Annotated in this window: 19 protein-coding genes; 13 read left to right on the top strand and 6 right to left on the bottom strand. The window is 68.7% G+C overall.

Going from position 1 to position 19,475, the window contains the following annotated elements:
* Positions 1-287: 287 nt before the first annotated feature.
* Genes ACWGO6_RS04850 through ACWGO6_RS04835 form a run of 4 tightly spaced genes read right to left on the bottom strand, consistent with a single transcriptional unit; the run spans position 288 to position 4,406 of the window.
* Positions 288-1,079, bottom strand: a complete 792-nt coding sequence (locus ACWGO6_RS04850) for an ABC transporter ATP-binding protein (RefSeq protein ID WP_240745119.1) — start codon at positions 1,077-1,079, stop codon at positions 288-290.
* Positions 1,076-2,083 (bottom strand): ABC transporter ATP-binding protein, encoded by a 1,008-nt coding sequence (locus tag ACWGO6_RS04845; RefSeq protein ID WP_136042771.1) that lies wholly within the window; start codon positions 2,081-2,083, stop codon positions 1,076-1,078. Before ACWGO6_RS04845 ends, ACWGO6_RS04850 begins: the two co-directional genes overlap by 4 nt.
* A complete protein-coding gene (locus ACWGO6_RS04840; RefSeq protein WP_136042770.1) occupies positions 2,073-3,050 on the bottom strand; it encodes a branched-chain amino acid ABC transporter permease in 978 nt (325 codons plus the stop codon). The genes ACWGO6_RS04845 and ACWGO6_RS04840 overlap by 11 nt, the downstream gene beginning before the upstream one ends.
* 3 nt (positions 3,051-3,053) lie before the next feature.
* The gene (locus tag ACWGO6_RS04835) at positions 3,054-4,406 is read right to left on the bottom strand and encodes a branched-chain amino acid ABC transporter permease (RefSeq protein WP_376103852.1); all 1,353 of its coding nucleotides are present in this window, start codon (positions 4,404-4,406) and stop codon (positions 3,054-3,056) included.
* A 251-nt stretch (positions 4,407-4,657) separates the two neighbouring features.
* Here ACWGO6_RS04835 and guaB point away from each other — a divergent pair, with 251 nt between their 5' ends.
* Positions 4,658-6,160, top strand: a complete 1,503-nt coding sequence (guaB, locus tag ACWGO6_RS04830; RefSeq protein WP_136042769.1) for an IMP dehydrogenase — start codon at positions 4,658-4,660, stop codon at positions 6,158-6,160.
* A 70-nt stretch (positions 6,161-6,230) separates the two neighbouring features.
* Here the strand turns inward: guaB and ACWGO6_RS04825 are convergent, their stop codons facing one another.
* Positions 6,231-6,785, bottom strand: a complete 555-nt coding sequence (locus ACWGO6_RS04825; protein WP_136042768.1) for a DUF4190 domain-containing protein — start codon at positions 6,783-6,785, stop codon at positions 6,231-6,233.
* Between the two features lie 160 nt (positions 6,786-6,945).
* Between ACWGO6_RS04825 and ACWGO6_RS04820 the strand changes: the two genes are divergently transcribed.
* From ACWGO6_RS04820 to ACWGO6_RS04765, 12 genes are all read left to right on the top strand, one after another.
* A complete protein-coding gene (locus ACWGO6_RS04820) occupies positions 6,946-7,260 on the top strand; it encodes a DUF2277 domain-containing protein (protein ID WP_136042767.1) in 315 nt (104 codons plus the stop codon).
* Positions 7,261-7,474: 214 nt separating this feature from the next.
* Positions 7,475-8,518, top strand: coding sequence for a response regulator (locus ACWGO6_RS04815; RefSeq protein ID WP_136042766.1), 1,044 nt, complete (start codon positions 7,475-7,477; stop codon positions 8,516-8,518).
* The gene (locus ACWGO6_RS04810) at positions 8,518-9,507 is read left to right on the top strand and encodes an ATP-grasp domain-containing protein (RefSeq protein ID WP_452325996.1); all 990 of its coding nucleotides are present in this window, start codon (positions 8,518-8,520) and stop codon (positions 9,505-9,507) included. The genes ACWGO6_RS04815 and ACWGO6_RS04810 overlap by 1 nt, the downstream gene beginning before the upstream one ends.
* Positions 9,504-10,217: a PHP domain-containing protein gene (locus ACWGO6_RS04805; protein WP_452325995.1), complete on the top strand. Its 714-nt coding sequence runs from the start codon at positions 9,504-9,506 to the stop codon at positions 10,215-10,217. Before ACWGO6_RS04810 ends, ACWGO6_RS04805 begins: the two co-directional genes overlap by 4 nt.
* Positions 10,217-11,704 carry a glycosyltransferase family 2 protein gene (locus ACWGO6_RS04800; protein ID WP_452325994.1) on the top strand — a complete coding sequence of 496 codons (1,488 nt, stop codon included), beginning with the start codon at positions 10,217-10,219 and terminating at the stop codon, positions 11,702-11,704. Before ACWGO6_RS04805 ends, ACWGO6_RS04800 begins: the two co-directional genes overlap by 1 nt.
* Positions 11,701-11,844, top strand: coding sequence for a hypothetical protein (locus ACWGO6_RS04795; protein ID WP_168429499.1), 144 nt, complete (start codon positions 11,701-11,703; stop codon positions 11,842-11,844). The genes ACWGO6_RS04800 and ACWGO6_RS04795 overlap by 4 nt, the downstream gene beginning before the upstream one ends.
* Before the next feature lie 11 nt (positions 11,845-11,855).
* Positions 11,856-12,188, top strand: coding sequence for a response regulator (locus ACWGO6_RS04790; RefSeq protein WP_240745118.1), 333 nt, complete (start codon positions 11,856-11,858; stop codon positions 12,186-12,188).
* Entirely contained in the window at positions 12,185-13,990 is a 1,806-nt protein-coding gene (locus ACWGO6_RS04785; RefSeq protein WP_452325993.1) for a sensor histidine kinase, read from the top strand. Before ACWGO6_RS04790 ends, ACWGO6_RS04785 begins: the two co-directional genes overlap by 4 nt.
* 37 nt (positions 13,991-14,027) lie before the next feature.
* A complete protein-coding gene (locus ACWGO6_RS04780) occupies positions 14,028-14,276 on the top strand; it encodes an AbrB/MazE/SpoVT family DNA-binding domain-containing protein (RefSeq protein WP_452325992.1) in 249 nt (82 codons plus the stop codon).
* Positions 14,273-14,638: a type II toxin-antitoxin system VapC family toxin gene (locus ACWGO6_RS04775; protein ID WP_136042759.1), complete on the top strand. Its 366-nt coding sequence runs from the start codon at positions 14,273-14,275 to the stop codon at positions 14,636-14,638. Before ACWGO6_RS04780 ends, ACWGO6_RS04775 begins: the two co-directional genes overlap by 4 nt.
* A 71-nt stretch (positions 14,639-14,709) precedes the next feature.
* Positions 14,710-16,398, top strand: a complete 1,689-nt coding sequence (locus ACWGO6_RS04770; protein ID WP_452325991.1) for an ABC-F family ATP-binding cassette domain-containing protein — start codon at positions 14,710-14,712, stop codon at positions 16,396-16,398.
* Positions 16,399-16,544: 146 nt separating this feature from the next.
* Complete coding sequence (locus ACWGO6_RS04765) at positions 16,545-18,911, top strand: LuxR C-terminal-related transcriptional regulator (RefSeq protein WP_452325990.1); 2,367 nt, start codon at positions 16,545-16,547, stop codon at positions 18,909-18,911.
* 62 nt (positions 18,912-18,973) lie between these two features.
* Here ACWGO6_RS04765 and ACWGO6_RS04760 read toward each other — a convergent pair whose 3' ends face one another.
* Positions 18,974-19,363 carry an SHOCT domain-containing protein gene (locus tag ACWGO6_RS04760; RefSeq protein WP_136042756.1) on the bottom strand — a complete coding sequence of 130 codons (390 nt, stop codon included), beginning with the start codon at positions 19,361-19,363 and terminating at the stop codon, positions 18,974-18,976.
* Positions 19,364-19,475: the final 112 nt, after the last annotated feature.

Here is a 19,475-nt window from a genome sequence, read left to right as displayed (position 1 = left end):
TCCGGCCCGGTCCGCGTCCGGCTCGTTCCCGGCTCGTCCCGGGCTCGTTCCGTCCCGCCCGCGTCCGGTTCCCCGTCCCCGTCCATGTCCCCGGTTCATCCGTCGGGAGTTTGTACGGATGTCGGGAGAAACGCCGGGCGAGTACCCGACGGATGCGCGAACTCCCGACGGATGCGCGCGAGGGCGCCCGACGGATGCTCACGCGAGGGCGCCCGACGGATGCTCACGCATCGGGGGACACACACAGAACGGGGGGATGCCGCGCGGCATCCCCCCGTGTGACGCGCTCAGGCGGCGTCGGTGCCGAGTGTGCCGAGGTACAGACCGATGACCTTGGGGTCGTTCAGCAGTTCACGCCCCGAGCCCTCATAGGCGTCCTTGCCCTGATCGAGCACGTAGCCGCGGTCGCAGATCTGGAGGCAGCGCCGCGCGTTCTGCTCGACCATGATCGTCGTCACGCCCGCCTTGTTGATGTCGGAGACGCGGATGAACGCATCATCCTGACGCACGGGGGAGAGGCCGGCGGAGGGCTCGTCGAGCAGTAGAACAGATGGGTCCATCATCAGCGCCCGCGACATGGCGACCATCTGCCGCTCGCCGCCCGAGAGTGAACCTGCGCGCTGCTTGAGGCGCTTGCCCAGCTCGCCGAAGATGCTGCTGACGAACTCCAGGCGCTCGGCGAAGATCTTGGGGTTCTGGTACAGCCCCATCTCCAGGTTCTCCTGGATCGTGAGCGACGGGAACACGTTGTTCGTCTGCGGCACGAAGGCCACGCCACGGCGCACGAGCTTGTCGGCCTTGAGCCCGACGATGCTCTCGCCCTTCACCGTGACGTCGCCCGAGCGGATCTCGACCATGCCGAAGATCGCCTTGAGCAGCGTCGACTTGCCGGCGCCGTTCGGACCGATGATGCCGATCAGCTCGCCCTTGTGGGCCACGAGGTTGGCGCCGTTGAGGATGTTCACCCCGGGCAGGTACCCGGCATGCACATCGGTCAGCTCGACGATGACGTCGTCGTTCTTGATCTCATTGCGCTCGGCGGGTGCGGGCGCCGGAGTGGGCGCGGATGCGTCGGTCATGCCTTCTCCTCCTCGACGTCTTCGGCCTCGACCTCAGCCTCGACCTCAGCCTCGACCTCGGTCTCGATCTGCTCCCGGATGCGGATCGCGTCCTCCTCCGAGATCACGGGGAGGCGGCCGGTGACGGCCCCGAGATCGACGTCCTGGTGCGCGCCCAGGTAGGCGTCGACCACGGCCGGATCCTCCATGACCTGGTCGGGCGGACCCTCGGCCACCACGCGGCCCTCGGCCATCACGACCACCCAGTCGGCGATGTGCCGGACCATGTGCATGTCGTGCTCGACGAACAGCACCGTCATCCCCAGGTCCTTGAGGTCGAGGATGTGCTCCAGCAGCGACTGCGTGAGCGCGGGGTTCACGCCGGCCATGGGCTCGTCGAGCATCACCAGGGTCGGGTCGCTCATGAGGGCGCGGGCCATCTCGAGCAGCTTGCGCTGACCGCCCGAGAGCGATGCGGCGAAGTCCTGCTCCTTGGCGTCGAGTTTGAAGCGGGTGAGCAGCTCGTGCGCACGCGCCTCGATCTCCTGATCCTGCTTGCGCCAGAGGAAGGGGAACAGCCCCGCCCAGAAGCCCTCGCCGCGCTGATCCTTCGCACCGAGCTTCATGTTCTCGAGCACGGTGAGCAGCGACAGGGACTTGGTCAGCTGGAAGGTGCGGACCTGTCCCATCCGCGCGACCTTGAACGAGGGGATGCCCGACAGGTTGGTGCCGTCGAACGACCAGGTGCCGCTGTTCGGCTTGTCGAAGCCGCACAGCAGGTTGAACAGGGTCGTCTTGCCGGCGCCGTTCGGGCCGATCAGCGCGGTGATCGCGCCGCGCGGGATCTCCAGGTGATCGACGTCGACCGCGGTGAGACCGCCGAAGCGGCGCTCGACGGCATCGACGACGAGGATCGGGTCGACCTTCTTGACGCCCGGCGCTGCGGGTCCAGCGGCGAGCCCCTGGGTCTTCGCGCGGGGCGTGCTCTTCGCGGATGTGACAGCCGCGTCGTCATTACTTGACAAAGGTCATCTCCCTCTTGTTTCCGAGGATGCCCTGCGGGCGGAAAATGACGATCAGCATCAGCACGATGCCGATCACGATGTACCGCACGACGTCGGCCTGTGCGCCGGACATCGGCAGGTATCCGGCGTTCGCCATCGCGGGGAGGAGTGCGCCGAGGAAGGCGAACACCACCCAGAACAGCACCGCGCCGAGCGTCGGTCCGAGCACGGTGGCCGCGCCGCCGAGCAGGAGGATCGTCCACAGGAAGAACGTCAGCGACGTGGAGTAGCTGCCGGGGATCACCGCCGACGGCAGGATGAAGACGATGCCGCCGACGGCGCCGATCACACCACCGACCACGAGTGCCTGCATCTTGTACGCGAAGACGTTCTTGCCGAGCGAGCGCACCGCATCCTCGTCTTCGCGGATGCCCTTGAGCACGCGGCCCCACGGGCTGCGCATGAGCGCCCACACCACGAGCACGGCGATGACGAGCGCGATCAGTCCGACCACGCGCACCCACAGGTCAGTGGCGTTGTACGTCCACGGGCCGAAGCCGTAGGTTCCCGGCGGGAACGGGTTCGAGTCACGGAAGCTCTGGTGGTACCCGGAGAGTCCACCGGCGGAGTTCGTCCAGTCCTTGAAGAGCTCGGTCACGAACATGAGCCGCACCACCTCGGCGGCGGCGATCGTCGCGATGGCGAGATAGTCGGCGCGCAGGCGCAGGGTCGGGATACCGAGGATGAGCGCGAATGCCGCTCCGCCCAGCATGCCGACGAGGACGCCGGCCCACCACGGGAACCCGAAGGTCAGGATCGAGATCGCGTAGCCGTAGCCGCCGATGGCCATGAATGCGGCCATACCGAAGTTGAGCAGGCCGGTGTAGCCGAAGTGCACGGCGAGGCCGGTGGCCGCCAGGGCGTAGGCGATCGTCGTCGGGCTGAAGAGATAGGAGGCGGTGTTGCCGAAGATGCTTCCGAAGTCCATGCGTCAGCCCAACCTTTCCTTGCGTCCGAGGATGCCTTGCGGCCGCACCAGCAGAATGATGATCAGGGCGACGAGTGCCGTGGCGTACTTGAGATCCGACGGCACGCCCAGCAGGGTCGACACCTCGACGGCGAGCCCGACGATGATCGAGCCGATCAGGGCGCCGATCGCCGATCCGAGGCCGCCGAGCGTGATCGCGCAGAACATCAGCAGCAGCATCTGCATGCCCATGTCCCACTTCACGCCGGGGCGGAAGTACGCCCACAGGATGCCGGAGATCGCGGCGAGCGCCCCCGCGAGGATCCACACCGTGCGGATGACCTTGTCGACGTCGATGCCGGATGCCGCGGCCAGTTGCGGGTTGTCCGAGATCGCTCGGGTCGCCTTTCCGGTGCGGGTCCTGGTGAGGAAGAACGCGACACCGAGGATCACGATGATGCTGGTCGCCATCGCGATCATGTCGATGTACGACAGCGAGATGGGTCCGAGGCGGATGGGCTCGGGGCTCGCGCCCGGCAGCTGATAGGTGTTGCCGCCGATGAAGTACTGCATGCCGTATCGGAGGGCGAGGGAGAGGCCGATGCTCACGATCATGAGCTGGACCACACCGAGACCTTTTCGACGCAGGGGCTTCCAGATCCCGGCATCCAGCGCCCACCCGAGCGCGGCTCCGCCGATGACGGCGGCGATGATGCCGAGCCAGAGGGGGAGGTTCCAGAAGGTCGTGCACAGCAGCGCGACCACGGCACCCCACGTGACCATCTCGCCGTGGGCGAAGTTGGAGAGGCGAGTGGTGCCGTAGATGAGCGCGGCACCCATCGACGCGAGTCCGAGGAGGAGCCCGAAGTTCAAGCCGCCGACGATGCGTGACAGGAGCTGATCGAGGAACGACACGGTGACCCGCTCGCCCGCTCCGAGGAAGAAGTTGACGATCTTGGTGCCCGTGAGGCCGAATTCGAGCTCGAACGACGCGGTGGTCCCCGATACGGGCTGGATGCCCTCGGGGAGCTGGGTCGCGTCGACGATGACACCCTTCGGCAGCGTGGATTCGTCCACCGTGAGGGTGTACGTCTCCATCTCCGGCACATAGAGGCGCCATTTGCCTTCGGCGTCGGTCTCGGTCTCGGCTTCGAAGCCGTTGCCCTCGATGGACATGACGACGCCTTCTACCGGTTCATCCGCGTTGGTGACGACACCGGCGAAGTAGAAGTCCGTGACCTCCTGCCCGTCGTCCGTCGTCTCGGCCGACGCCGATGAGGGGGGCAGGAAAAGGAACGCCATGAGCGCCATGAGGATACCGAGGCAGATGACGGCCCAGGGGCGCCTTCGCTGCACGGCGATTGTTGTGGGTCCCACGCAACCTCCACTGTGAGTGCTGTCACTGCGGCATCGGGTATGAACCGCAGGGATGGACGACGCATTTGAGCGTAGTGTGCGATCTGCGAATCACCTACCGTCGGGTCCAACGGTCCGGTAACGGCCGGCTCCGGGAATGTTCTCGGGCGCGTCGCGCTTAGAATCTTCATACGGGCCGCGGCCCCGCAAAGGCCGACGTCGACCGCCCCCCTCGCACCCGGACATGCGCGACTCGCGCAGAAGGAGAATCCATGGAACAGCACGATCCCTTCGGCTTCGTCGGACTGACGTACGACGACGTGCTGCTCCTGCCGGGGCACACCGACGTCATCCCCAGCGAGGCGGATACCTCGTCGCGGATCACCCGCCGGATCTCGGTCGCCACCCCGCTGCTGTCGAGCGCGATGGACACGGTCACCGAGTCCCGCATGGCGATCGCGATGGCGCGCGAGGGCGGCATCGGCATCCTGCACCGCAACCTCTCCATCGCCGACCAGGCCGCGCACGTCGACCGCGTCAAGCGCAGCGAGTCCGGCATGATCACCGACCCGATCACGACGACGCAGGACGCGACCGTCGAAGAGGTCGACAACCTGTGCGCGAAGTACCGCATCTCGGGACTGCCGGTGGTCGACGACGACGGCAAGCTCGTCGGCATCATCACGAACCGCGACATGCGCTTCGTCTCGGGCTTCGAGCGTCAGAGCACCTTCGTGAAAGACGTCATGACGAGCGAGAACCTCGTCACCGCCCCCGTCGGGGTGGCCGCCGGGGAGGTCATCGCGCTCTTCGCGAAGCACCGCGTCGAGAAGCTGCCGCTCATCGATGAAGACGGCAAGCTCGCGGGCCTCATCACCATCAAGGACTTCGACAAGAGCGAGAAGTACCCCCTCGCCACCAAGGACGACCAGGGTCGTCTGCGCGTCGGTGCCGCGATCGGCTTCTTCGGAGACGCGTGGGAGCGTGCCGAGGCTCTGCGCGACGCCGGCGTCGACGTGCTCGTCGTCGACACCGCCAACGGGCAGTCCCAGGGTGTCATCGACCTCGTCCGCCGCCTGAAGGCCGACGCGTCGTTCGAGCACATCGACATCGTCGGCGGCAACGTCGCCACGCGTGAGGGTGCCCAGGCTCTGGTCGACGCGGGCGTCGATGCCGTCAAGGTCGGCGTGGGTCCCGGCTCCATCTGCACGACGCGCGTCGTCGCGGGTGTGGGCGTGCCGCAGGTCACCGCCGTCTACGAGGCCTCTCTGGCGGCTCGCCCGGCCGGCGTGCCGGTGATCGCCGACGGTGGGCTGCAGTACTCCGGCGACATCGCCAAGGCGCTCGTCGCCGGTGCCGATGCGGTCATGCTCGGATCGCTCCTGGCCGGAACCGACGAGTCCCCGGGCGAGATCGTCTTCCAGTCCGGCAAGCAGTTCAAGCAGTACCGCGGCATGGGCTCGCTGGGCGCGATGCAGACGCGTGGCAAGCAGACCTCGTACTCCAAGGACCGCTACTTCCAGGCCGACGTCCCCAGCGACGACAAGCTGATCCCCGAGGGCATCGAGGGGCAGGTCCCCTATCGCGGCCCGCTCGCCGCCGTGGCCTACCAGCTGGTCGGCGGACTCCGTCAGTCGATGTTCTACGTCGGAGCCCGCACGATCGAAGAGCTCAAGACGCGCGGCAAGTTCGTGCGCATCACCTCTGCGGGACTCAAGGAGTCGCACCCGCACGACGTGCAGATCGTCGTCGAGGCGCCGAACTACAAGAAGTAGTCGTCAGACAGCGAGAGGGGCCGGATGCTGTGGGCATCCGGCCCCTCTCGCTGTGTGTCGTCGGTGCAGGTCAGCCGCATCGGTAGGTGATGCCGTCGACCTCCCAGACTCCGGGCCCGAGGTCCGCGCACATGCCGATGAGCGCGGCGAAGGCGGTGAAGAGCACGATCAGGAGGATCACCCAGAAGATCGTGATGAGCGCGCCGACGATGATGCCGGCGATGGCGAGGCCCTTCGGCTGACCGGTCTTGCCGAGCTTCACGGCGGCGACGATGCTGATGATCAGTCCGACCGGTGCCACCACGAACGCGAGCACGAACCCGACGATCGACAGGATCCGCCCCGGAGGCGCGGAGGTGGGTTGCGCGTAGGCCGAGGTGCCGGGCGCCGGATAGTCGGCGGCAGGGGGAGCGGAGTACGTCGCGCCTACGGGGGCCGGGTGGTCGTCTGCGGGGGAGCCGACCCCGGCGCCCGGGACTCCGTCCGGTGCGGTGTTCCAGTCCGGCGTGGGCGCCGAGGGAACATGTTCGGTCGGCGCGGGCGCGGGCGCGGCTGGTGGCGGCGGCGGTGTCTCGGGGACCGAGGAATCGGGGTTGGGCTGTTCGGGGAACGGAGGGTTCGTCATGTTCTGTCCTGTCGACGAGGGAACGAGAAACGTGCTGCGGTTCCGATTGCCCCGAGCGTAGCGAGGGCGGTACCGGTCGCACCATCCCCTCCCTGCTGCGGTACCGGTGCCGCGACCTGCTCCTCTTCCGTCTGTCCGGGACGCGGCGTAGCGTGCCGGTATGTGCCGAAACATCGTCCCGCTGAACAACCTCGAGCCTGCCGCGACCGATGACGAGTGCCACGACGCGGCCCTCCAGTTCGTGCGGAAGATCTCCGGAGCGAACGCGCCGTCGCGTGCCAATCGCGCCGTGTTCGACCGTGCGGTCGCCGAGATCGCGCAGGCGACGAGAGTCCTCCTCGACGAGCTCGTCACGACCGCGCCGCCGAAGAACCGCGACGAGGAGGCGGCCAAGCGCCGCGCCCGCTCGGCCGACCGTTACGAGGCCATCCGCGTCTTCCAGCAGGAGAAGCGCGCTGCGGCGGCCGGATCCTGAGACAGCGCCACGCAGGAGGGGCACGATCGGCGGGTGCGTCGAGGATCGATCTCGTCCATGAACGCATGCGGATGCGCCTCCCTCGGTGCGTGCGGGCCTATGCCAGAATCGACATACCCCGCTCGACTTTCCCAGCGGCCCCGGTGATGAAGGCGCCGAGGTCGCACGACCGATCCCCATCGGTCAGGGAACCTCCCCAAGGAGAGCCGCACCTATGCCAGAGGATGCTCCTCGCGTACTCGTCGTCGACGACGACTCGGACGTCGCCCTGCTCGTGAAGACCGTGCTCGAGAGGCGGGCCGGCTGCATCGTCGACGTCGCCGAGGACGGGAGGGCCGCTGTCGAACGCGTGGCGCAGGTGCGGCCCGACGTCGTCGTGACCGATATCGAGATGCCCGGACTCAACGGGCTCGAGCTTCTCGCCGAGCTCCGTCGCACGGTTCCCACCGTGCCCGTCGTGGTGATGACTGCCCATGTGTCGGTGGAGTACGCGGTCTCGGCGCTGCGCGCGCAGGCGGATGAGTTCCTCACCAAGCCTCTCGACAACGCCAAGCTCGTCGAGTCGGTCACGCGACTGGTCGAAGAAGGCCGCCGCCGCCGCGAGGAAGCACGCCCGAAGGAGCGCGTGCTCGCGATCGGCGCCCATCCCGACGACGTCGAGATCGGGGTCGGGGGACTCCTCGCGGCGCACTCCCGGGCGCAGGACGAGATCACGATCCTCACCCTTTCCCGCGGAGCGCGCGGGGGCGATGCCGAAAGCCGGCAGGACGAGTCGCTGGCGGCGGCGGAGATGCTCGGTGCCCGGCTGTTCCTGAAGGATCTCGTGGACACCGAGATCTCGGGCGGCGGCTCGACGGTGCGCCTCATCGAGGAGGTCGTGCAGGAGATCCAGCCGACGATCGTCTACACGCACTCGAGCAACGACCGCCACCAGGATCACCGCGCAGTGAGCGAGGCCACCATCGTGGCGACCCGCCGAGTGGGAACGGTCGCCTGCTACCAGAGCCCGTCGTCGACGATCGACTTCCGTCCGACCCGGTTCGTGCGGATCGATCAGTATCTCGACGACAAGCTCCGACTGCTGGAGCGCTTCGGCTCGCAGACGGCGAGCCGCGACTATCTGGCGCCCGAGTTCGTCACCGCGACGGCGCGGTACTGGTCGCGGTTCGGGGGCGGAACAGCCGTCGAACCCTTGGAAGTGGTGCGCGAGACAGCCGAGTTCATCGGCGCCCATGAACTCAGCCGACGGGAGAGCTGATGACGAAGCGTGTGCTGGTGACCGGAGCAGGCGGACCGGCCGGAGTCGCCGTGATCCGATCCCTCCTCCGCCGATCCGATCTGACCGTGTTCGCCGCCGACATGGACGGCTGGGCGAGTGGTATCTACCTGGTGCCGGCGGAGCAGCGTCGCCTGGTCCCGCCGGGAAGGGATGACGACTTCGTGCCGGCGATCGCGCGGCTGGTCGAGGCCGATCAGCTCGACCTCGTGATCTCGACGGTCGATGTCGAGCTCATCGCCCTGGCCGAGCGGCGGGAGGAACTCGCGCCCGCCGTGCTCGCGGCCCCGTCGGCAGACACGCTCAACACCGCTCTCGACAAGCTCGCGCTCGCCGAACGGTGCGCGCCGACCGGGCTCACTCCGCGCACGGTCCTCGCCGGCCCCGATGCTCAGGCGGTCGACTGGGAGTTCCCGGTCTTCGCCAAGCCGCGTCAGGGCGCCGGCAGCCGCGGCGTGCGCCTCGTGCCCGACCGGGCGGCACTCGAGGCGCTCCCGACGGACGAGGGTCTCATCGTGCAGGACTTCCTCCCGGGGGAGGAGTACTCGGTCGACGTCATCGCGGATGCGGCGGGACACGTGGTCGCCGCGGTGCCCCGCACCCGCGCGCGGGTCGATTCCGGGGTCGCCATCGCCGGACGTACCGTGCAGAATCCGGAGCTCGAGGACGCGGCGGCAGCGATCGCCCGCGCCATCGGACTCGTCGGAGTCGCGAACGTGCAGCTGCGCCGGGACCGCGCCGACCGGGCCGTGCTGCTCGAGGTCCACCCGCGCTTCCCCGGCGCACTGCCGCTGACGATCGCGGCCGGTGTCGACATCCCGTCACTCGTGGCCGACCTGTTCCTCGGACGCGAGCTGCCGGTGCGCGTGCCGTTCCGCGAGGTCGCGTCGGTGCGCTTCCTGGAGGATGTGATCGTCGAGGTCGACGACGTGCTGGTCTCCGCCCACGCGGGCCATCAGGAGGAGCTGTGAGTCACGCCGTGCTGCGCGGTGACTTCCACGTGCACTCGACCTTCTCGGACGATGCGGTGTCGACCCTCGCCGAGAACGTCGAGGCGGCGGCGGCCGCCGGGCTGACCACACTGCGTCTCGTCGATCATGTGCGCCAGAGCACCACGTGGGTGCCGGAGTACGTGGCTGCCGTCCGCGGGCTGCGGCTGCCCGAGGGACTGACCGTGCTCACGGGCGTGGAGGCCAAGATCCTCGACGCCGCGGGGTCGCTCGACATCCCGGCTCTTCCGAACGGCATCGACCGGATCCTGATCGCCGATCACCAGTTCCCGGGCGTCGACGGCCCGCTCGGCCCCACAGCCGTGCGCGAACGGATGGCCGCGGGCTGGGCCCCCGACGACGTGCTGGACGAGCTGGTCGACGCGCTCATCGCGACGATGCGCCGGCATCCCGGCAACCAGCTCGCGCACTGCTTCTCGATCCTCCCCAAGATCGGTCTGTCCGAGCTCGATCTCGGGCGGGAGCGCACGGAGGAGTGGGCGCGCGCGGCGGCAGAGACCGACACTCTGGTCGAGGTCAATGAGAAGTGGGGGTGCCCCGGCGCCGACGCGCTGTCGGCTCTTCTGCGTGCCGGGGGGGCGATCGTCGCCTCCACCGACAGCCATGATGCCGCCGAGGTCGGCCGATACTCGCGTGTCATCCCCCTGCTCGACGCGGTGGAGGCCTCCTGATGGCCGACCTGACCTGGCTGCAGACCGTCTTCGTGGTCATCCTCCTGCTGTTCGTCCTGGTCGGCACGCTGCCGGTGATCAACACCGGGCTGCAGTTCCTCATGCTTCCGGTGCATGCCTTCCGCAACCACTACGGCAAGGCGGCGCCGTACCATCCGAACGTCGCCGTCATCATCCCGGCGTGGAACGAGGGGGCGGTCATCGGCCCGGCGATCGAGCGGCTGCTCCAGTTGGAGTACCCCGCCGAGCGCCTGCGCGTGTTCGTCGTCGACGACGCGTCCACCGACGACACCCCCGCCATCGTCGCGGCGAAGGCCGATGCCCACCCCGGACGGGTCGTGCACCTGCGTCGGGAGAAGGGTGGCGAGGGCAAGGCTCACACGCTCAACCACGGCCTGGACGTGGTGCTCGCCGATGCCTGGACCGAAGCCGTGCTCATCATGGATGCCGACGTGATCTTCGCGCGCGACTCCCTGCGCAAACTCAGCCGGCATCTCGCCGACGAGAAGGTCGGGGCCGTCACCGCCTATATCGCGGAGGGCAGCCGTGACCGGAACTACCTCACCCGCTTCATCGCGATCGAGTACGTGATCGGCCAGCTGTCCGCTCGCCGTGTGCAGAACGTGGGCGGCGCGATCGCCTGTCTCGCCGGGGGCGCCCAGCTGCATTCGCGGGCGAACCTGGAGGCGATCGGCGGGCGCATCCCGACGGGGACTCTCGCCGAAGACACGATGACGACGTTCGAGGGTCAGCTCAAGGGTCGTCGGATGGTCTTCGAGCCGCACGCCGTCGTGCTGGCCGAAGAGCCCCGGACGATCGACAGCCTCTGGAAGCAGAGACTGCGCTGGGCCCGCGGCAACGTGCAGCTCACCTCGATCTACCGCAAGCTGTGGTTCCGACCGAGCCGGGAGCACAACCTGGGCAGCTTCTCGTTCGGGCTGGCCTGGTTCACCATCCTGCTGCTCCCCGCGTTCATGCTCCTGGCGGCGGCGGGAATGCTCGCCCTGCTCTTCCTGCACAGCGACATCGCGGAGTTCGTCTTCCGCTTCATGTGGATCTCGGCGGCCTGCATCTACCTGTTCTCGATGCTGTACTCGGTGCAGCTCGATCCACGGACGGGCCGGCACTCCTGGCGCGAGGCGATCATGTTCCCGGGGCTGGGGGCGCTCATCCTGATGGCGATCGCCCTGTTCCCCTGGGCTTTCGAGTCCCTCCTCGCCGCTGTGGGGCTGGGCCTCACGGATCAGTCCCGCATCTTCTGGGCCGTGGTGTTCTACCTGTGGGGTCCGATCTCGATGCTCGGGATCTGGCTGGCGCGCGCGGTGGAGCCGCTCCCCGGCGGGCGGTTCTTCGCAGGGCTTCTGCTCTACGTCTGCGGCTACGGCTCCCTGCTGTGTGCCATCACCGTGGATTCCTACATCAAAGAGTGGCGTCGCGCAGACGCCTCCTGGATCAAGACCGAGAAGATCGGACGCGTCGACTCATGACCGCTGCACCGTCACCCGAAGCCGAGCGGGAGGAGATCGTCGCGGATGCCCGACGCGAGCGACGACTGATCCCGCAGGCGGCCCTCGCGCTCGCTGTCGTCATCGTCGTGGTCGTCGTGCGAGAGCTGTTCCTTCGATGACCGGGAGGCCGTTGGCTCTCGTCGTCGAGGACGCCCCCGATCAGGCTGCGCTCCTGCGCCGCTATCTCGAGCGCGAGGGCTTCGACGTCTTCATCGCGCATGACGCCGAGTCGGCGATCGCGGCATTCCCGGAGATCGATCCCGCGGTCGCCGTACTCGATCTGCTGCTTCCGGGGATCTCGGGGCAGGCGTGCGCGCGCCTGGTGCAGGAGCAGTTCCCCGACTGCTTCCTCGTGATCAGCTCGGTGCTCGATGCCGCCGACTACCCGCCGGCGGATGCCGCGCTGCCGAAGCCGATCACGGGCGCGGATCTGCATCGGATCGTGGAGCAGGTGAAGAAGTGAGGGCGACGGCCATCGACCGGGCCGAGAGCCGGTGGTACCGGATGTTCGACAACCCGAGCCCTCTGGTCAAGCAGCTGCCGTCCGCCGCCGCCATCGTCATCGCGGCGCTCCTGTCGTGGGGTAACGCGGACCTGCCGTTCACACATCTCGGCGTCGCCCTCCTGGGGCTCGGACTGGTCCTCGCAGCGACCGTGCAAGCCGTGGTGCTGAGCGCCCGCCATGTCTACGACGGCTGGGTCGTGCTGCTCATCCCCATGGTCGACATCATCGGGTTCGGGCTGTTCCGTGCCGGTACCGGTGGCGCCTCGTCGATCTTCGGCTCGCTGGTCATCCTCCCCGTGGTCTGGATCGCGGCTGCCCCGGGCATCCGCTGGGTCTTCGTCGTCGGCGGACTCACCTCCATCGCACTGCTCATGCCGTACTTCGCCGACCCGCCGTCGACCTCGGTCGAGTGGTTGCGCGGTGTCGTCGGGCCGCTGGTGTTCTCCGCGGTCGCCGCGGTCGTCAACGAGCTGTCCCGCCAGCAGCGCATGCGCGTGGAGCAGGCGGAGGAACTCGTCGTCGAGCGCACCAAGGCGCTGTCGGAGAACGTGGCGATGATCGTGCAGCTGCGCGACAAGGAGCGTCAGTACCGGGAACTGCTGGACTCCTTCGAGAGTCTGTGGGCGTCGATCACGGCGCAGGCGGTGATCGCGACGGACTGCAGCGGGAAGATCACGGCGTGGAACCCCGGAGCCGAGCGCCTGCTGGGGCTCTCGGCGGAGGAAGCGCGCGACGGCGTGCGCATCGACCGCTTCTTCTCCACGGCGGTCCTGTCGATGCTGGCGGCCGACAATGCGGACCGCCCCGGCTCGGACCACGAGCTTCTGCCCGGCTATGCGGATCTCTCGCCCGGAATCCAGGCGCTGTTCGCCCAGGCCGACGCCGGCCTTTCGGTCGACGGAGACATCGAGGTGACGACGGCGGGCGGCACGACGGTTCCCGCTCGGGTCACCGTCACCCCGCACAAAGACGGCGCGGGCGCGCAGCAGGGGTATCTGTTCGTCCTCACCGACGAGACCAGGGCTGTCGAGGTCGCGCGCATGAAGGACGAGTTCGTCGGGATGATCTCCCACGAGCTCCGCACGCCGCTGAGCGCGATCATCGGGTTCCTCGATCTGCTGCAGAACGATCCAGGACAGCCGCTGACCGAGGACCAGCAGGAGTTCGTCGGCATCATCGAGCGCAATGCGAAGCGTCTGCTCAACCTGGTCGGCGACCTGCTGTTCACCGCGCAGGTCGAATCCGGGCGGTTCCCGCTCGAGCGCGAAGAGGCGGATGTCGTCGAACTGGTGCGATCGGCTGTCGTCTCCGCGGGACCGCACGCGCAGCGCGAGGGCATCTCGATCGAAGCCGAGGTGGGGGCCGACGCGATCCCCCTCCTGATCGACTCCGGGCGGATCGGTCAGGCGCTCGACAACCTGCTCTCCAACGCCATCAAGTTCACCCCGCGTGGCGGGCGCGTCAGTGCCCGCGTCCGGGTGGTCGACGGGGGAGTGGAGCTCGCCGTGCAGGACACGGGTGTCGGGATCCCGGAAGACGAGCAGGGGATGCTGTTCACCCGCTTCTTCCGTGCATCGACAGCCACGCGCAACGCCGTGCCGGGTGTCGGGCTCGGTCTCACGATCACGCGGGCGATCGTCCTGGCGCACGGCGGGAGCATGGATGTGACCAGCCAGGAGGGCGTGGGCACCGAGTTCCGCTTCGTCCTGCCGTCCGCACCCCGCACCGAGGTGCTGACGAGTCTGAGCCGCGCCGACTGACCTCCCACCGCCTACTCGCGGGTGGTACCGTGGATGCATGGATACCACGTTCGTCGCACCGATGGGTGATCGCGGCCGTCTGGTCGTCCCCGCGGAGCTCCGCACCCGCCAGAATTGGGAGCAGGGCGTCCCGCTGCTGATGATCGAGACGGCGGGTGGGGTCATCCTCGTCACGCGCGAGCAGGCGAAGGCGCTCGTCAGGTCGCAGCTCGAAGGCAAGGACGCTCTGGAATCGCTCCTCGCCGAACGCCGGGCGGCCGCGAACTCCGAGGACGCCGCTGCGTGATCGTTCTGGATGCGTCCGCACTCCTCGCATTCCTGCAGGGCGAACCCGGAGCTGATCGCGTCGAGGAGGTTCTCGACGAAGCGGTGGTCGGGGCGGCGAACTGGTCCGAGGTCGCCCAGAAGGTGCGGGCTTCCGGTGCCGACTGGGGCGTGGCATCCGGACTGCTGCTCAGCTATCGACTGCGCGTCGAGCCGGTGTCGCACCGTGACGCCGAGGAGGCAGCCCGCCTGTGGAAGCGCGGGAGTGGACTCTCGCTCGGCGATCGACTGTGCCTCGCGGTGGCGGCCCGCCTCGACGCGGTCGCGCTCACGGCGGATCGCGCCTGGGGGGAGTCCGAACGCGTCGAGCAGCTTCGGCGTTGACCTGACGGCGGCGGCCATGCCTGATAGCCTGGTCGGCTCGGCATGCGCGGGCGGAAGGACGGCCACGCACCGTGGGCTACATCGATGTCTCCAGTGTCTCGCTGACGCTCCCCGACGGCAGACCGCTTCTCGACGAGGCGACCTTCCGCGTCCGCGCAGGCTCCACCAGTGCCTTGATCGGCCCGAACGGGGCGGGCAAGACCACGCTGCTGCGCATCATCCGCGGCGATCAGGCGGCCGATGACGGTGTCGTCACGATCGACGGCGGCCTCGGCGTCATGGACCAGTTCGTCGGACACGGCGAGGCGGGCGAGACCGTGCACCAGCTGCTGGTGCGGGTCGCGCCCCGGCGCATCCGCGCGGCGGCCGAAGCCCTGGAGGCGGCGGAGAACGCGCTGATCGAACGCGACGAGCATGACACGCAGATGGCGTACGCGTCGGCGATCGCCGAGTACGCGGATGCCGGCGGCTACGAGCACGAGACCGTCTGGGATCAGTGCACGGTGGCCGCGCTGGGCGTCCCGTTCGAGCGGGCGCGGTATCGCGAGCTCACCACGCTCTCCGGCGGCGAGCAGAAGCGGCTCGCGCTCGAAGCCCTGCTGCGCGGACCCGATGAGGTGCTGCTGCTCGACGAGCCGGACAACTACCTCGATGTGCCGACGAAGCGGTGGCTGGAGGAGCAGCTGCGCCAGACGCCGAAGACCGTGCTGCTCGTGTCACACGACCGTGAGCTGCTCGCGCGCGCCGTCGACCGGCTGATCACGCTGGAGCCGGGCGGCGCCGGTGCCACGGCATGGGTGCACGGCGGTGGCTTCTCGACCTATCAGCAGGCGAGGAGCGACCGGCTGGATCGGCTCGACGAGCTGCGTCGGCGCTGGGACGAACAGCATGAGAAGCTGCGCACGCTCGTCGCGAACCTCAAGGTCAAGGCCTCGGCGAACGACGGCTTCGCCTCGCGCTATCAGGCGGCGCAGACGCGCCTGCGCAAGTTCGAGGAGGCGGGTCCGCCCGAGGAGCGCCCGCCCGCGCAGGACTTCGACATGCGTCTGCGCGGCGCACGCACCGGCAAGCGGGCCGTGGTCGCGCAGCGGCTCGAGCTGACCGGGCTCATGCGTCCCTTCGATGCGGAGGTCTGGTACGGCGACCGGGTCGCGGTGCTCGGATCCAACGGGTCGGGCAAGTCGCACTTCCTGCGGTTGCTCGCCCGCGGCGGCAGCGACCCCGATGCGACTCTCGGTCATGTCACCTCGAGCGGGGAGCAGCTGGGCGCGGTCGAGCACACCGGCACCGCGACTCTCGGTGCCCGCGTCGCGCCCGGGCTGTTCGCCCAGACGCATGCGCATCCGGAGTTCGTCGGGCGCTCGCTCCTGGAGATCCTGCATCGGGGCGACGACCGCCGCGCCGGGATGCCGAGGGACGCCGCGAGTTCGGCGCTGGACCGGTACGGACTCGTGCGGCAGGCGCAGCAGACGTTCGACTCGCTGTCGGGCGGGCAGCAGGCACGGTTCCAGGTGCTGCTGCTCGAGCTCTCCGGGGCGACGCTGCTGTTGCTGGACGAGCCGACCGACAACCTCGACCTGGAGTCGGCGGAGGCGCTGGAGCACGCGCTCGCGCGATTCGAGGGGACCGTGCTGGCTGTCACCCACGACCGGTGGTTCGCCCGGTCGTTCGATCGCTTCCTGGTCTTCGGTGGCGACGGCGACGTCTATGAATCGGACGAGCCCGTGTGGGAAGAGAAGCGGGTGGCTCGCGCACGATGAGGGGTGGACCACGCTGACGCGGACCCACCTGTAAAAGGTGAAATAATACCGAGATGACAGATCTCGGGGACACTCATTCACGCGGGTCCGAGGCGGTTGCGTTCGTGCATCGCAGCGGCCTGGTCGACCGGCCTCGACTGCGGAAGATGTTCGACGCTCTCGAGCAGGGGTTCCGCATCGTGGGCATCTGGGCGCCTGCGGGCTCGGGCAAGTCCGCTCTTCTCGAGCAGTGGACGGCGACGCTCGACGGCGCCGTGTGGATCGCGGACGCCGGCGTCGAGGAACAGGCCCTCGACGCCATCGCGCGGAGCAGGGAATCGGGGGACCCCCGGGTGTACCTCGTCATCGACCAGCTGGATCGCGGGTCGGCGCGCGTGGTGGACGCCATCGCGTCGGCGATCGACAGCGGCGACGCCCGCCTTCGGGTGGTCCTGGCCGGACGATTCGACGCGCTTCCCGCGTCGCCCGCGAGATGGGCGCGGACGCGCGAGATATCCGGAGCAGATCTCGCGTTCACCGCCGAGGAGGCCGCCACACTGTTCGCCGGCGCGATGGATCCGGCCGGGAACACGCTGCGGGGACTCCTCGCACGCACCGGGGGATGGGTGACGGCGCTCGTGCTCGTGCGCCGGCTGCTGGAGACCGGCGACCGTGCGGCGATGGAACGCTTCGACGGCGACAGCCGCCCCGTCGCGGACTACCTCGTCGCCGAGGTGCTGGCCCCGCTCACGCCCGAGCAGGAAGAGGTGCTGGTCTGGTCGGCTGTCGCGAGGACGGTGTCGGCGGCTCTCGCGGTCGAGGTCACGGGGATCCCCGATGCCGGTCGTGTGCTCGATCGGCTCGCGCGGATCACCATGCTCGTGGTGCGCACGAAGGACGATTCCTTCCGTTTCCACCCGATCCTCTGGGCGTTCCTCGCAGCGGAGCAGCGTCGCCGTGACCTCCCGCGAGCGAACAGCGCTCATGCCGCGGCAGCCGAGTGGTTCTCGGCGAGAGGAGACCTGCGCCGCGCCCTCGATCAGGCTGTCCGGGCCTCCGACTCGACCGCTCTCGCTGCGTTCCTCGATCAGCATGGCTACGAGCTGATCTTCCGCGGCGAGTCCGGTTCCGTGATGCGCGCCGTTCGCGCGGTCGCGCAGAAGGATCGCGAGCGGCTGGAGGCGGATATGGGCCTCCTCCTCGCGGTCCCGTACTTCGACGACCGCCGCGGCGCTGCGCAGCTGCTGCGTGTGCGCAGTCGCGCCACGCAGAGAAGGCCTCCGAGCGTGGTGGACGAGATCGTGGACGCTCTCTGGGCGCACGCGAACCGACGGCAGGATGGCACCCGCGACGTGGCACTGCTGCCCGTCGCCGCACGCGTCTCGCGCGGAACCGCGCTCCTGCTCGAGTACGCGCAGGTGTGGACCGCAGGCGCGAGGGACGGCGAGATGGAGGAGAACAGGAGCGCGGCCCTCGTGCAACTCGGCTCGCCGACCGCAGACACCTCGGAACTGCGGTGGCTGCGGATGCTGATCCTGGAGAGTGCGCTGTCGATCGTCTCCCGGGCGCCGAGTCGGATCGGGATGGAGCCCGTCCTCCTTCAGATCGAACGAAACCCGCTCAGTGGTGCCGACGAACGCGACGACGTGGCAGCGCGGGTCGTGTGCCTCCAGGCGACGCAGGCGTACCATCGGGCCGAGCCTCTCGCGGTGAGCGTGCTGCGACGCTGGAGCCCGCGCGCCGGCGCGCGCGTCGATCATCTGACGCAGACGCTCCTCGCGCTCGACGAACTCGCTCGCCGCGGTGGCACCGACGCGCTCGCGCACGTTGCGGCTCTGATCGAGAACGATCTCGCCGACTCGGTCGTCAGCCTCGCCTACGCCGGCATCCCCGCCATGGGCTCCGCCGTCCGTCAGGGTGACGGCCCCCTGGCCGACCGTCTGCTGGCGCGCAGCCGACGCGTCCTCGGCGAGTACAGCATCGAAACGGCGACCGCCGCGTTCCTCCGTCATCCGAATCGGGAGGGCGATCACGCCCTCCGGGAGGCGCTGGCACACGGTGCCCCGCGCTCCGCTCCGCTGACTCTCGCCTCCGCGTGGGTCGCCCTCGCCGTGCACGCGGAGCGGCAGCGTCGCGACGCGTCGGCGACAGCGGCGATCCTGAACGCGCTGATGTGTGCGGCTCCGCTGAGGGCGGTGCGGCCGTTCCTCCAGGAAGGGCAGGAGCCGGCTGCCGTGCTGCGCGCACGCATCGAGCGACTCGGAGCCTGGCGGCCGATGGCGGAGGCGATCCTCGCCCATCCGGACCTGGCGATGTCGGAGCAGACCGCACCCGTCGAGATCGCCAAACTCACGACGCGGGAACACGAGCTGCTGCGTGAGCTTCCCGCGTATCAGAGCATCGCCGAGATCGCAGGACGTCGGTACGTCAGCGCCAATACCGTCAAGTCCCAGCTGCGCAGCATCTACAGCAAGCTGCAGGTCAACGGACGCGCCGAGGCGGTCGAGGCCGCTCGACGCGTGGGTCTCCTCTGATCTCACCGATCGGGGAGGGGCTCGCCGCCATGTGAGACCACGAGCCCCTTCTTCGCATCCGGTCAGCCCGCGAGTACGCGCGTCTTGATCTGCTCGTACTCCGCAGCGTTGATCGTGCCGGCATCGAGGAGGGCCTTCGCCTTCGCGATCTCGTCGCTCGGGCTGCTGCCGGCGACCGACCTGATGTAGTCGGCGGCGGCTGCTTGCGTGGCCTGCGTGTCGCGAGCACCGCGCTCCGCCATTCCGCCCCCACGGGCGATCAGGTAGATCAGGGCGGTGAGGAACGGAACGAAGACCAGGAAGATCAGCCAGGCCGCCTTCGCCCATCCGTTCAGCTTGTGATCGCGGAACAGGTCCGTGATGATCGCGAACAGCGCGAACAGGTACGCGAACAGGACGAACGCTGCCAGGAACCACCAGACGATGTCCCAGAAACCGGCCCAAAGGGTCATGAAGTCACCTCTCATAGAGAACGGGACCCACTCGGATCCCGCGGTCTCAGACTCGCTCCAGCCGATGAGGGGCGTCATCCCCTCATCGGGGTGAAAGGCGGCAGGCCCGCTT

The sequence above is a fragment of the Microbacterium sp. NPDC055665 genome (assembly GCF_053618035.1).
Note: the sequence above shows the minus strand (reverse complement) of the source record. Positions and strands in the feature narration are given on the sequence as shown.

Coding starts and splice junctions, on each gene's coding strand:
- ACWGO6_RS04850 (WP_240745119.1), bottom strand. CDS start 1,079: ATGACCGACGCATCCGCGCCCACTCCGGCGCCCGCACCCGCCGAGCGC.
- ACWGO6_RS04840 (WP_136042770.1), bottom strand. CDS start 3,050: ATGGACTTCGGAAGCATCTTCGGCAACACCGCCTCCTATCTCTTCAGC.
- guaB (WP_136042769.1), top strand. CDS start 4,658: ATGGAACAGCACGATCCCTTCGGCTTCGTCGGACTGACGTACGACGAC.
- ACWGO6_RS04825 (WP_136042768.1), bottom strand. CDS start 6,785: ATGACGAACCCTCCGTTCCCCGAACAGCCCAACCCCGATTCCTCGGTC.
- ACWGO6_RS04820 (WP_136042767.1), top strand. CDS start 6,946: ATGTGCCGAAACATCGTCCCGCTGAACAACCTCGAGCCTGCCGCGACC.
- ACWGO6_RS04815 (WP_136042766.1), top strand. CDS start 7,475: ATGCCAGAGGATGCTCCTCGCGTACTCGTCGTCGACGACGACTCGGAC.
- ACWGO6_RS04810 (WP_452325996.1), top strand. CDS start 8,518: ATGACGAAGCGTGTGCTGGTGACCGGAGCAGGCGGACCGGCCGGAGTC.
- ACWGO6_RS04800 (WP_452325994.1), top strand. CDS start 10,217: ATGGCCGACCTGACCTGGCTGCAGACCGTCTTCGTGGTCATCCTCCTG.
- ACWGO6_RS04795 (WP_168429499.1), top strand. CDS start 11,701: ATGACCGCTGCACCGTCACCCGAAGCCGAGCGGGAGGAGATCGTCGCG.
- ACWGO6_RS04780 (WP_452325992.1), top strand. CDS start 14,028: ATGGATACCACGTTCGTCGCACCGATGGGTGATCGCGGCCGTCTGGTC.
- ACWGO6_RS04765 (WP_452325990.1), top strand. CDS start 16,545: ATGTTCGACGCTCTCGAGCAGGGGTTCCGCATCGTGGGCATCTGGGCG.
- ACWGO6_RS04760 (WP_136042756.1), bottom strand. CDS start 19,363: ATGACCCTTTGGGCCGGTTTCTGGGACATCGTCTGGTGGTTCCTGGCA.